The 14,985-nt window shown below is 70.8% G+C and carries 1 protein-coding gene (only partly in view); it reads left to right on the top strand.

Every position in this 14,985-nt window falls within one protein-coding gene, locus ACFO5K_RS16475, for a non-ribosomal peptide synthase/polyketide synthase, read on the top strand. The gene is 44,862 nt long; 14,908 of those nucleotides lie to the left of the window and 14,969 to its right, leaving coding positions 14,909-29,893 in view, spanning codon 4,970 (partial) through codon 9,965 (partial); the first codon wholly inside the window starts at position 3. The start codon and the stop codon both lie outside this window.

Genomic DNA, 14,985 nt, shown 5'->3' with positions numbered 1-14,985 from the left:
GCCCCAAGGGTGTCGCGGTCGCGCACCGCAATGTGGTGCGCCTGTTCGCCAACACCGATCGCGACTTCGGCTTCGGCCCGCGCGATGTGTGGACGCTGTTCCACTCCTACGCCTTCGACTTCTCGGTGTGGGAACTGTGGGGCCCGCTGCTGTTCGGTGGCTCGCTGATCGTGGTCGACTACTACACCTCGCGTTCGCCCGAGCAGTTCCTGGAACTGCTGCGGGTGGAGCAGGTGACGGTGCTCAACCAGACGCCGTCGGCGTTCTACCAGCTCGCCGAGGCCGAGCGGAACGCCGGACCGGGCCTCGAGCCGCTGGCGTTGCGTTACGTGGTGTTCGGCGGTGAGGCGCTGGAACTGCGGCGCCTCTCGGATTGGGTCGCGCGCCACGGTGACAGCTCGCCGACGCTGGTCAACATGTACGGCATCACCGAGACCACGGTGCACGTGTCGTTCCGGGCCTTGGACGCGAAAACCATTGCCGCCGCGGCGGGTTCGGTCGTGGGCCGGGCCATCGCGGGCCTGGGCGTGTACGTGCTCGACAACCGGTTGCGGCCGGTGCCGGTGGGTGTCGCGGGCGAAATGTATGTCGCCGGACCGCAGTTGGCGCGCGGCTACCTCGGGCGCCCCGATCTGAGCGCCACCCGCTTCGTCGCCAACCCGCTGGCCGGCCCGAACCAGGGTGGCTCGCGCCTGTACCGCTCCGGCGACCTCGCGCGCTGGAACCGTTTCGGTGAGCTCGAGTACCTGGGTCGCGCCGACGACCAGGTGAAGGTCCGCGGTTTCCGCATCGAACTCGGTGAGATCGAAGCGGCCGTGCTCGCCCAGCCAGGCATCGCCCAGGCCGCGGTCATCGTGCGCGAGGACCAGCCGGGTGACCAGCGGATCGTCGCCTACGTGGTCGCCGAGGGCGAGCTCGAGCCCGATCTCGAGACCATCCGCAGCGGTGCCGCCGAACAGCTGCCCGCCTACATGGTCCCGGCCGCGCTCGTGCGCCTGGAATGGATCCCGCTGACCGTCAACGGCAAGCTGGACCGCCGCGCCCTGCCCGCTCCCGCGGTGCAGGCCCGCGCCTTCCGCGCCCCGGTCACCCCGGTGCAGGAAGCCGTGGCCGCGGTCTTCGGTGACGTACTCGGCCTGGACCGGGTCGGCGTCGACGACGACTTCTTCGACCTCGGCGGCAACTCGCTCATCGCCACCCGCGTGGTCGCCCGCATCGGCGCGGCCCTCGGCGCCACGGTGCCGGTGCGTGCCCTGTTCGAAGCCTCCACCGTGGAAGCCCTCGCGGCACGGGTGGAATCGCACACCGGTGGCACCGCCCGCGCCGCCCTGGTCGCCCGTGAGCGCGCCGAGGGCGAGCTGGTTCCGCTGTCGTTCGCCCAGCAGCGGATGTGGTTCCTCAACAAGTACGACACCACCTCCGCGGCCTACAACCTGCCCGTCGCCATCCGCCTCACCGGCGAACTCGACACCGAGGCACTGTCGCTGGCGCTCGCCGACCTGGTGCGCAGGCACGAATCGCTGCGCACCCGCTACCCCGAACACGGCGGCACCCCGTTCCAGCAGATCGTCGCGGCCGAACGCATGTCGCTGGACCTGCGCCCGGTCACGGTCGCGCAGCACGAGCTGTTCGACACCGTCACCGAATTCGTCTCCACCGGTTTCGATGTGGCCGAAGAAGTTCCGCTGCGCGCCCGGCTGTTCCGGGTGGCCACCGCCGACGACGCCGCGAGCGAGTCCGCGACGCCCGGTCGAGCCGAGCACGTGCTGGTCGTGGTCGTACATCACATCGCCGCCGACGGCTTCTCCATCGCGCCGCTGACCCGCGACGTGATGCTGGCCTACACCGCGCGCGCCCAGGGCACCGCTCCCGGCTGGGCGCCGCTGCCGGTGCAGTACGCCGACTTCGCGATCTGGCAGCGCGCGGTGCTGGGCACCGAGGACGACGCCGAGTCGCTGATGGCGCGCCAGGTCGGCTACTGGCAGCGTCAGCTCGCCGGTGTGCCCGACGAGCTGACCCTGCCCTTCGACCGGCCTCGACCGGCCATCGCCTCGCTGCGCGGCGCGGCGGTGCACCGCGAGCTGTCGCCGGAACTGATCGCCCGGCTCGACGACGTGGCCCGCCGCCAGGGCGCGTCGCTGTTCATGGTCATGCACACCGCCCTGGCGGTACTGCTGGCCCGCCTGTCGGGTTCGGACGACATCGCCATCGGCACCCCCATCGCCGGTCGTGGCGAGCAGGCGCTCGACGAGCTGGTCGGCATGTTCGTCAACACCCTGGTGCTGCGCACCGGTGTGCGCCCGGCCGAGTCGTTCACCGACCTGCTCGAGCAGGCCCGTAAGACCGACCTCGACGCCTACGGCAACGCAGATGTGCCGTTCGAGCGCCTGGTGGAACTGCTCGCACCCGAACGCTCGCAGTCGCGCAACCCGCTGTTCCAGGTGATGCTGGCCTTCCAGAACCTGGACCGCACCACTCTGGAACTGCCCGGCCTGGCCGTGTCGGCGCTCGACCTCGACGAGAACGTGGCCCGCTTCGACCTGCAGTTCACGCTGTCGGAGCTGGGCGAGCCCGGCAACAGCGGGATGGCGTTGTCACTGAACTACGCCACCGAACTGTTCGACGAGGCCACGGTCGACACCATCGCGACCCGCTGGGAGCGCGTGCTCGAGGCGATCGCCGCAGACGCCGCGGTGACCGTGGGCGCCATCGACGTGCTCGACGCCGCCGAACGAGGCGACCTGGTGTTCCGCGTCGGTGCGCCCCCGGTTCCCGCCCGCACCCTGCGCACCCTGCTCGCCGACGCCGTCGCCCAGAACCCGACCGGCGATGCCGTGGTGTTCCAGGGGACAGCTGTGGCCCACCCGACCGGGCACCGCCCCGCGCCGGACCGGTTCGCCACGCTGTCGTACGCCGAGCTCGACGAGCGCTCGAACCGTTTGGCGCGCTTGCTGATCGCCGAGGGGATCGGCGCCGAAGACCTCGTCGCGATCGGTGTCCCGCGCTCGGCCGACTCGGTACTGGCCGCGTGGGCGGTCGCCAAGACCGGCGCCGCCTTCGTCCCGGTCGACCCGACCTACCCGGCTGACCGCATCGCCCACATGGTCACCGATTCCGGTTCACCGCTCGGCATCACCGTCGCGTCGGTGCGCAGCGGGTTGCCCGACATCACCTCCGCTGCCGCACCGGCGTCCGGCGCCGGTGCGCAGAACTCCGGTGACTCGGCCGCGGCCGGTTGGCTGGTGCTCGACGAGCTCGACCTCGATCGCTTCGACGGTGCCCCGATCGCCGACGACGAGCTGGTGCGGGCCACCACCACCGAGCAGCCCGCCTACGTCATCTACACCTCCGGTTCCACCGGTGTGCCCAAGGGCGTCGTGGTCACCCACGCCGGTCTCGCCAACTTCGGTGAGGAACAGGCACGGCGCTACCACCTCGACTCGTCCGCGCGCGCACTGCATTTCGCGTCGCCGTCGTTCGACGCGTCGATCCTCGAGCTGCTGCTGGCCCTGGCCCGCGGTGGCGCGCTGGTCGTCGTCCCGCCGGGTGTGTACGGCGGCGACGAACTGTCCGAACTGATCCGCGGCGAGCGGGTGACGCACGCGTTCATCACCCCCGCCGCCCTGGCGACCTTCGATCCGAGCGGGCTGGACTCGCTGCGGGTACTGGTCGCCGGTGGTGAAGCGGTACCGGCCGATCTGGTGTCGAAGTGGGCGGTTCCGTTGGCCGACGGCACTACTCGTGCCTTCCACAACGGTTACGGTCCGACCGAGACCACGATCATGACCAACATCAGCGACGCGCTGCTGCCGGGCGAACCGGTCACCATCGGTGGCCCCACCCGCGGTATGCGCTCGCTGATCCTGGACGCCCAGCTCCAGCCCGTCCCGGTGGGTGTCGCGGGTGAGCTGTATCTGTCTGGCATCCAGCTGGCCCGCGGCTACCACGCCCGTCCCGGCCTGACCGCCGACCGGTTCGTCGCCGACCCGTTCCTGCCGGGGGAGCGGATGTACCGCACCGGCGACGTGGTCCGCTGGACCGCGGATCGCACGGTCGAATACGTCGGGCGCTCCGACTTCCAGGTGAAGATCCGTGGCTTCCGCATCGAACTGGGTGAGATCGACGCCGCCCTCGCCGCGCACGAGACCGTCGACTTCGCCACCACCGTCGGGCACAAGAGCGCCGCGGGTGCGGTGTCGCTGGTCGCGTATGTGGTTGCACGACCGGGTCGTTCGATCGACGTGGCCGCCCTCACCGCTCATGTCGAGGATCGCCTGCCCGCCTACATGGTGCCCTCCTCGATCATGGTGATCGACCGGGTGCCGCTGACTCCGGTCGGCAAGCTCGACCGCAAGGCGCTGCCCGAGCCGGTCTTCGCCACCGAGGTCAGCTTCCGGGCCGCGCGCAACACCGTCGAGCAGACCATCGCCGAGGTGTTCGCCGAGGTGCTCGGCGTGGAGCGCGTGGGTGTCGACGACTCGTTCTTCGCTCTCGGCGGCGACTCGATCGTCTCCATCCAGCTCGTGTCCCGGGCCAAGGCACGCGGCGTGCTGTTCACCCCGCGCCAGGTCTTCGAACAGCGCACCGTCGCCGGTCTGGCCGCGGTCGCCGAAACCGCCGATGTGGCAGCGGCTTCCGCGATCACCTTGGCGGAACTGCCCGGTGGCGGCGTCGGTGAGATGCCGCTGACCCCGGTGGTGCGGTTCATGGCCGAGCGGTCGGGTTCCTTCGACCGGTTCAACCAGACCATGGCGCTGGAACTGCCGGCCGGGATCGACCGGGCCGGTATCGCGGCCACCGTCGGCGCGGTCATCGACCGCCACGACATGCTGCGTTCGCGCCTGCACCAGGTCGACGGTCGCTGGGTGGTCACCACCGCGCCCGCGGGCACCGTCGACGCCGACTCGCTGATCGACCACACCACCTTCGATCCGTCGGTGTCCGACGAAGAACTGCTCGACATCGCCGCCGCCGCACTGGATGCCGGCCTGGACCGGCTCGACCCGGCGGCCGGTGTCGTCGTGCGCTTCGTGTGGCTCGAGCCGAGCAGCGCTGTGGTCCCGGCGGTCTCCTTGCCCGACGCCGACACCCACGCGTCGCCGGACACCGCGCCGACTGCCGGCTCCGTCCCGGCGGGCCAGGCCGCCACCGAGCGCGCGGGCCGGCTGATCGTGGTCGCCCACCACCTCGTGGTCGACGGTGTCTCCTGGCGCATCCTGGTCCCCGACTTCGTGTCCGCTTGGGGACAGTTGTCCGCAGGACAAGAACCGCAGCTGGTGGCCCCGGCCACTTCCATGCGGGCCTGGGCGCACGCCCTGGCCGACGAGGCGCGCAACCCCGAACGCACCGCCGAACTCGACTTCTGGCGCGAGGTCGTCGACACCCCGGATCCGCTGCTCACCGAGCGGCCGATGAACCCGGCCCTCGACGTGTCCGGTGTGATCGAGAAGCTGCCGGTCGAGGTCTCCGCCGAGGTCACCAAGGCCCTGCTCACCACCGTGCCCGCACTGTTCCACGGCGGCGTCAACGACGGCCTGCTCACCGCCCTGGCGCTGGCCGCCGCGAAGTGGCGGTCGACCCGTACCACCGGCGCGGGCACCGCGCTCACCAACGGCACGGGCGCCTCGCGTGCGGACAACGACGCGCTGCTCGTACGCCTCGAAGGCCACGGCCGCGAGGAAGAGGTCGTGCCCGGCGCCGACCTGTCGCGCACCGTCGGCTGGTTCACCGCGATCTTCCCGGTCCGCCTCGACCTGGCCGGCATCGACCTCGATGCCGCCCTCGCCGGTGGACCGGCACTGGGACAGGCCGTGAAGGCCGTCAAGGAGCAGCTGCTGGCCGTGCCCGACAAGGGCATCGGTTACGGCCTGCTGCGGTACCTGAATGCCGAGACCGCCGCCGAGCTGCCCACCGAGCTGCCCGGCCAGATCAGCTTCAACTACCTCGGCCGGATCGCCGAGGGTGACGTGCCCGAGGGCCTGCGTGGCTTCGGCTGGATCCCCGCGCCCGAGCTGGCTGACCTGGGCGGCGCCTACGACGCCGACATGCCCGCGATGGCGCCCCTGGACGTCAACGCGATCGTCGTCGGCGACAAGCTCAGCGCCAATATCGGTTACCCGAGCACCCTGCTCGGCGCCGACGAGGTCCGCGAGTTCGCCGACCTGTGGGTCACCGCACTGGAAGCCGTTGCCCGGCACGCCAATTCGTCCGAGGCCGGTGGTCATACACCGTCGGACTTCGCGCTCGTGCGCTCCACCCAGCGCGACATCGACCGCTGGGAGCGGCGCTACCCGGAACTGACCCAGGTGTGGCCGCTGGCCGCGCTGCAGGCCGGTCTGTTCTTCCACGCCCGCCTGGCCGCTTCCTCGGTCGACGTCTACACCGCCCAGGCGGTCCTGACGCTGACGGGCCATGTCGACGCCACCCGTCTGCGCGCGGCCGCCCAGGCCCTGCTCGACCGGCACGAGACCCTGCGCACCGCCTTCGTCACCGACCACGACGGCAACGCGGTCCAGATCGTCCTCGACACCACCCGCGTGGCCTGGACCGAACACGACCGCACGGAATCAGCCGAATACGCAGACCTCGTCGAAGCCGACCGCAACGCCCGCTTCGACCTGGCCGAACCGCCGCTCATCCGGTTCACCCTCATCCGGATCGCCGAGCACGAATGGCGCTTCGCGGTCTCGAACCACCACATCCTGCTCGACGGCTGGTCGACGCCGCTGATCATGCGCGACCTGCTGGCCCTCTACGCCCTGCACGGTGACGCCAGCGCGCTGCCCGCGGCGCGCTCCTACCGGCACTTCCTGGAATGGGTCGCCCAGCAGGATCATTCGGCCTCGGTCGCGGCCTGGTCGAATGCGCTGCGCGGGGTCACCGAACCGACCCTGCTCGCCCGCCCCGACGCGAGCCGCGAGATCGCCGCGCTCTCGCAGGAGTACTTCTTCGACCTGGACGAGCCGACCACGGCCCGCCTCGTCGCCCTGGCCGCCGAGCTCGGTGTCACCCCGAACACGGTGCTGCAGGTCGGCTGGTCGATCGTGCTCGGCCGGATGACCGGCCGCGAGGACGTGCTGTTCGGCACCACCGTGTCCGGGCGCCCGGCGCAGCTGGCCGGTGTGGAGTCGATGGTCGGCCTGTTCATCAACACCGTGCCGGTGCGGGTGCGTTTCGACGCCGCCGAATCGGTGCGCGAGGTGCTCACCCGCACCCAGGGCGAGCAGGCCGACCTGCTCGACCACCACTACATCGGCCTGGCCGAGATCCAGTCGACGGTCGGCATCAGCGGGCTGTTCGACTCGCTGGTGGTCTTCGAGTCCTACCCGGTCGACGCCGAGGGCATCAAGGCCCAGGCCGCCGACATCGACGGCATGGCCGTCACCGGGCTCGAGGCCGCCGACGCCACCCACTACCCGCTGTCGCTGATCGCTCAGCTCGACACCCAGCTGCGCATCCGCGCCGGCTACCTGAGCGACCTGTTCGACGCCACCACCGTGCACCGCATCGCCGACCGCCTGGTCCGGGTGCTCACCACCATCACCGCCGACCCCGCCGTGGCCGTGGGCGATATCGAACTGCTCGACGCCACCGAACGCGAATTGGTGGTGCGCGCCTGGAACGCCACCGCGCACGAGGTGGACCAGCAGGCCACCCTCGTCTCGATGTTCGAGGCGCAGCTGGCGGCCACCCCGCAGGCCACCGCGCTGAGCTTCGAGGGCACCGAACTGTCCTACGCCGAGTTCGCCCAGCGGGTCTACCGCCTCGCGCGCTGGCTGATCGATCGCGGTGTCGGCCCGGAAACCTATGTGGCCCTTGGTATGCGGCGCTCGCTGGACCTGGTGATCGGCATGTACGCGGTGAGCGTGGCCGGTGGCGCCTATGTGCCACTGGACCCGGATCACCCGGCCGAGCGCACCGAATACATTCTGGCGACCGCGGACCCGGTCTGCGTGCTCACCTCGGGCACCGACCTCGAGATCGACACCGCCCAGGTCCGCATCGACCTGCTCGACCTGGTGGGCTACGCCGACGACCGGATCACCGACGCGCAACGCACTGCGCCGCTGCGTCCGTCGAACACCGCTTACGTGATCTTCACGTCGGGTTCGACGGGTCGTCCGAAGGGTGTGGCGGTGAGTCACGGGGCGATCGTGAATCGTTTGGTGTGGATGCAGGAGCAGTACGGTCTGTCCGGGGCCGATGTGGTGTTGCAGAAGACGCCTGCGACTTTCGATGTGTCGGTGTGGGAGTTCTTCTGGCCGTTGCAGGTGGGTGCGCGTCTGGTTGTCGCCAAGCCTGATGGTCATCGTGATCCGGCCTACCTGGCCGACACCATCCGGGCCGAGGGCGTCACCGTCACCCACTTCGTGCCCTCGATGCTCGCGGTGTTCGTCGCCGACGCCGCAGCCGCGCAGTGCGAGTCGCTGCGCATGGTGTTCGCCTCCGGTGAAGCCTTGCCGCCCAAGCCCGCCCACCGGCTGCGCGAGCTCACCGGTGCGGCCCTGCACAACCTGTACGGTCCCACCGAAGCCGCCGTCGACGTCACCTTCCACGAGGTGACCGGCACCGATGTCGACACCGTCCCGATCGGTGCCCCGGTCTTCAACACCGAGGTCTACGTCCTCGACGCGCGACTGCGGCCCGTTCCGGTGGGTGTCGGGGGTGAGCTCTACCTCGCGGGCGCTCAGCTGGCGCGCGGGTATGTGGCCCGCCCGGATCTCACCGCCGACCGTTTCGTCGCCGACCCGTTCGGCACCGGCGGCGAGCGCATGTACCGCACCGGTGACCTCGTCGCCTGGACCGAGCACGGTGAGCTGGAATACCTGGGCCGCACCGACTTCCAGGTGAAGCTGCGCGGTCTGCGCATCGAGCTCGGCGAGATCGAGTCCGCGCTCAACGGCCTCGACGAGGTCGCCCAGTCGGTGGTCGTGGTCCGCAGCGACCAGCACACCGGCGACCAACTGGTGGCCTACGTCATCCCGGCCACCGGGCGCACCGTCGACATCGAGGACGCCCGCGAGGAACTGGGCACCGACCTGCCCGCCTACATGGTGCCCGCGGTGATCATCGTCCTCGACGCGTTCCCGCTCAACGCCTCCGGCAAGCTGGACCGCAAGGCGCTGCCCGCGCCGGTGTTCGAGGCCGCGGTGTTCCGCGCGCCGACCACCCCGGTCGAGGAGATCGTCGCCGCCACCTTCGCCGGCGTGCTCGGTCTGGACCGGGTTGGCCTCGACGACGACTTCTTCGCCCTCGGCGGCAACTCGCTGACCGCCACCCAGGTCGCGGCCCGCCTGTCGGCCGCGCTGGAAACCGACATCGGTGTGCGCGAACTGTTCGAGGCCTCGACTGTCGCGGCACTGGCCGCGCGGGCCGAATCGCACTCCGGCACCGAGCGCCGCGCCCCGCTGGTCCCGCAGCATCGCCCCGACCGGGTGCCGCTGTCGCTGGCACAGCAGCGCATGTGGTTCCTCAACCGCTTCGATCCCGAGTCCGCCGTCGACAACATTCCGGCCGCCGTGCGGTTGTCGGGTCTGCTCGACCGCCAAGCACTGCAGGTGGCCGTCGCCGACGTGCTGGCCCGGCACGAGTCGCTGCGCACCTACTACCCGGTGTTCCACGGCACCGCCTCCGACGACGCGCCCGGCGCGGTCGGCGCGGGCGCGGCGCACCAGGTGATCGTGCCGACCGGTCAGGTCATCCCCGATCTGGCCCCGATCGAGACCACCCCGGCCGAACTGCCGCAACGGCTCTCCGAGCTGGTGCTCACCGCGTTCGACGTCACCTCCGAGGTGCCGTTCCGGGCCGCGCTGTTCGAGGTGAGCCCCACCGAACACGTCCTCGCCCTGGTCGTGCACCACATCTCGGCCGACGGCTTCTCGATGGGCCCGCTGACCCGCGACGTGATGACCGCCTACAGCGCCCGCGTCGAAGGCGCGGAACCAGCGTGGCGTCCGCTCGAGGTCCAGTACGCCGACTTCGCGCTGTGGCAGCGCGCCGTCCTCGGCGACGAGGACGACGCGAAATCGGTGATCGCCCAGCAGATCGCGTTCTGGGGCGAGTACCTGCGCGGTCTGCCCGAGCAGCTCGACCTGCCCGCCGACCGGCCGCGTCCCGCCGTCGCCAGCGGCCGCGGTGCCACCCACACCTTCGAGATCGACGCCGCCACCCACGCGGCGCTCACCGAACTGGCCCGCACCCGCGGCGCCACGCTGTTCATGGCCGCCCACGCCGCGCTGGCACTGCTGCTCTCACGCCTGTCCGGCGAGCGCGACATCGCCATCGGCACCCCCATCGCCGGTCGCGGTGAGCGTGCCCTCGACGACCTGATCGGCATGTTCGTCAACACCCTGGTGCTGCGCACCGAGGTCGACGGCAACGCGAGCTTCGCCGAGCTCCTCGGCCAGGTCCGGGCGAGCGACATCGCCGCGTTCGGCCACGCCGACCTGCCGTTCGAACGACTCGTCGAGATCATCAACCCGGCCCGTTCGCAGGCGCGTCACCCGCTGTTCCAGGTGATGCTGGCCTTCCAGAACACCGGTCAGACCAGCCTCGAACTGCCCGGCCTCACTGCCAGCGGCGTCGACCTGCCGATCGACGTGGCCAAGTTCGACCTGCAAGTGGTGCTCACCGAGAAGCCGGGCGAGACAGCCGGTCTCGTCGCCGAGCTGATCTACGCGACCGACCTGTTCGACGCCTCGACCATGCAACGCTTCGCCACCCGGTTCACCCGCCTGCTCGCGCAGGTCGCGAAGGGCCCGGACCGCGCGGTGGGCGACGTGGCGCTGCTCGATGCCACCGAAGCCGAACTGGCCGTGCGTGGCTGGAACGCCACCGCCCATCCGCTGCCCGGCGCGGGCACGCTGGTCGACGAGTTCGCCCGGCAGGCCGCGGCCACCCCGGACGCGGTCGCCCTCGTCGACCCGGCCACCGGCGCGACGCTCACCTACGCCGAATTCGCCGGGCGCGTGCACCGTCTGGCGCGTCGCCTGATCGAGGCCGGCGCCGGCCCGGAGCAACTGGTGGCCCTCGGGCTGCGCCGCGGTATCGACCTGGTCGTGGCCGCCTACGCGGTGCAGGAAGCCGGCGCCGGTTACGTGCCGCTGGACCTGGACCAGCCCGCCGACCGCATCGCCTACGTGCTCGAAACGGCCGACCCCGTTGTCGTCCTGACCACCACTCGCGACGGCTTCGGAAGCGACGCCGCGGCGACCGGCGGCGAGCCGGGCAGTGGTCCGCGCACGCTGGTCATCGATGCCATCGACCTCGCCGCGTACCCGCAGACCCCGGTCACCGATGACGAGCGGATCGCCCCGCTGCGCCCGCAGCACCCGGCCTACGTCATCTTCACCTCGGGTTCGACCGGCCGCCCCAAGGGTGTGGCCGTGCCGCACTCGGCCGTGGTCAACCAGATCCGGTGGATCACCGCCGAATACGGCATCGGCGCCGGCGACGTGGTGCTGTTCAAGACCCCCGCCACCTTCGACGTGTCGGTGTGGGAACTGTTCGGCCCGCTGAGCACCGGCGCGCGACTGGTCGTGGCGAGCCCCGACGGCCACCGCGACCCGCAGTACCTCGCCGATGTCATCGCCGCCCAACGGGTCACGATGACCTCGTTCGTGCCATCGATGCTCACCGTGTTCGCGGGCAGCATCGACAGCAGCGCGGACCTGTCCTCCTTGCGCGCTCTGCTGATCGCCGGTGAAGCCTTCACCGGCGACGCGGTGACCGCGCTGCGCGGCGTGAGCGACGCGGCCCTGTTCAACCTGTACGGCCCCACCGAGTTCACCGTGCACGCCACGCACGGCCCGGTCGCCGAGCAGGTCGATGGCGCGGTGTCTGATGGCGGCGCTCCCGAGGGCCCTGCGTGGTCACGCTCCGCTACCGCCTCCGGGCCCGCCGCTCGCACCGCGGAGTCTGATGGCGGTGCTCCCGAGGACCCTGCGTGGTCACGCTCCGCTACCGCCTCCGGGCCCGCCGCTCGCACCGCGGTCCCGATCGGTGCCCCGGTCTGGAACGCCCAGGCCTACGTGCTCGACTCGCGGTTGCATCCCGTCGCCGCCGGTGTCGCCGGTGAGCTGTACCTGGCCGGCGCGCAGCTGGCGCGCGGCTACTTCGGTCGCACCGACCTCACCGCCGACCGTTTCGTCGCCGACCCGTTCGGTGACGACGGCGCCCGCATGTACCGCACCGGTGACCTGGTGCGCCGCGACGCGAACGGGGTCATCACCTACCTCGGCCGCACCGACTTCCAGGTGAAGCTGCGCGGTCTGCGCATCGAGCTCGGCGAGATCGAGGCCGCCCTCACCGCGCACCACGCGGTGGCCCAAGCCGTGGTGGTCGTGCGTTCGGATGCCCGCACCGGTGATCAGCTGGTGGGCTATGTGGTGCCGGCCGCCGGGGAGACCGCGGACCTCGAGTCGCTGCGTGCGCACCTGGCCGCGCAACTGCCCTCGTACATGGTTCCGGCCGCGTTCGTCGTCATCGAAGAGATGCCGCTCAGTGCCAACGGCAAGCTCGACCGCCGCGCCCTGCCGGCGCCGGTGTTCGAAGCGCGCGAGTTCCGCGCGCCGCGCACACCGATCGAGGAGATCGTCGCCGCGACCTTCGCCGAAGTCCTCGGCCTGGCCGAAGACGACGCCGTCGGCCTGGACGACGACTTCTTCGATCTGGGTGGCAACTCGCTCATCGCCACCCAGGTCGTCGCCCGCCTCGGCGCGGCCCTGGACACCCGCGTGCCCGTGCGGGTGCTGTTCGAGGCGCCGTCGGTGGCCGCGCTGGCCGCCAAGGTGGAAACCCATGCGGGCAGCGGCAGCCGCCGCGAGCTCGTCGCCGGACCGCGCCCCGAGCAGATCCCGCTCTCGCTGGCCCAGCAGCGCATGTGGTTCCTCAACCGGTTCGACAGCGCCACCGGTGTCAACAACATCCCGCTCGCCGTGCGCCTGAGCGGTGACCTCGACATCGAGGCGCTGCGGCAGGCCGTGGCCGACGTGGTCGACCGGCACGAGGTGCTGCGCACCGTCTACCCGGAGACCGCCGAGGGTCAGGGTGTGCAGGTCGTGCTGCCCGCGAACCAGGTGGCGATCTCGCTCGACCCGGTCACCGTCGGTGCGGACGAGATCGGTGACCGCATCAGCGAGCTGGTGCTCGCCGGGTTCGATGTGACCGCCCAGGTGCCGGTGCGCGCCGAACTGTTGCGCATCGCCGGGTCGATGGACGGCTCCGAGCCCGACACCCACGTGCTGGTCTTCGTCGTGCACCACATCTCCGGTGACGGCTGGTCGGTGCGTCCGCTGGCCCGCGACGTGATGATCGCCTACGCCGCACGTTCCCGTGGTCAAGCCCCGGGGTGGGCCCCGCTGCCGGTGCAGTACGCCGACTTCGCGCTGTGGCAGCGCGAAACGCTGGGCTCGGAGACCGATCCGGCGTCGATGATCGCCCAGCAGGTGGCCTACTGGTCCGAGCACCTGGCCGGTCTGCCCGAACAGCTGGACCTGCCGAGTGACCGTCCGCGCCCCGCTGTGGCTTCCAATCGCGGTGGCGTGCACGAGTTCTCGATCGACCCGGCACTGTCGGCGAGTCTCAACGCGCTGGCCCGCGAGCACGGCGCCAGCTTGTTCATGGTCGTGCACGCCGCGTTCGCCGCCCTGCTGGCCCGGCTCTCGGGCAGCGATGACATCGCCATCGGCACCGCCGTGGCCGGTCGTGGTGAAGCGGTACTCGACGACGCCATCGGCATGTTCGTCAACACCCTGGTGCTGCGCAGCGCGGTCGACCCGGCCGAGCCGTTCGCCGAACTGCTCGCCCAGACCAGGGAACGCGACCTGGCCGCCTTCGGCCACGCCGACCTGCCGTTCGAGCGGCTCGTCGAAATCCTCAATCCGGCCCGTTCGCAGGCGCGGCACCCGCTGTTCCAGGTGATGCTGTCGTTCCAGAACACCGGTGAGGCTTCCTTCGAACTGCCCGGTCTCGAGGTGGCCGGTGTGCCGCTGGACGTGGTGACCGCCAAGTTCGACCTGCACCTGAACCTGGCCGACCGGCACCGCCCCGACGGCTCCGCCGACGGCATGACCGCCGAATTCGCCTACGCGACGGACATGTTCGACGCCGACACGATCGCCGCCCTGGCGCAGCGCCTGGTGCGGATGCTCTCGGCGGTCGTCGCCGAACCGTCCCGCGCGATCGGTGATGTCGAACTGCTGGCCCCGGCCGAGCACCGCCAGGTGGTCACCGGCTGGAACAGCACCGAGCACCCGGTCGACCCGGCCGCGACGCTGGTGTCGATGTTCCAGGCGCGGGCCGCGGCCAGCCCGAACGCGACAGCTCTCACCTTCGCGGGGACCAGCCTCGCCCACCCGTCGCCCGACCACCGCCCCTCATCGAGTCGCTCTGCGACGCTGACGTATTCCGGGTTCGCCGACCGGGTGAACCGCCTGGCCCGCCACCTGATCGCGCAGGGCGTGGGCCCCGACACCATGGTCGCGCTCGGCATGCGCCGCTCGCTGGACCTGGTGATCGGCATGTACGCGGTGAGCGTGGCCGGTGGCGCGTATGTGCCACTGGACCCGGATCACCCGGCCGAGCGCACCCACTACGTTCTCGACACCGCGGCACCGGTGTGCGTGTTGACCACCGCGCGTGACGAATTCGATGCCGGTGCGACCACCGCGCTGAACATCGAGAGCCTCGACCTGTCCGGCTACTCGGCCGAACCGGTCACCGACGCCGAGCGGATCGCGCCGCTGCGTCCGTCGAACACCGCTTACGTGATCTTCACGTCGGGTTCGACGGGTCGTCCGAAGGGTGTGGCGGTGAGTCACGGGGCGATCGTGAATCGTTTGGTGTGGATGCAGGAGCAGTACGGTCTGTCCGGGGCCGATGTGGTGTTGCAGAAGACGCCTGCGACTTTCGATGTGTCGGTGTGGGAGTTCTTCTGGCCGTTGCAGGTGGGTGCGCGTTTGGTCGTCGCCAAGCCTGATGGTCATC

It is taken from the genome of Nocardia halotolerans, from assembly GCF_042650145.1.
Taxonomy (GTDB): domain Bacteria; phylum Actinomycetota; class Actinomycetes; order Mycobacteriales; family Mycobacteriaceae; genus Nocardia; species Nocardia halotolerans.
This window is presented reverse-complemented; position numbering and strand designations above follow the sequence as displayed.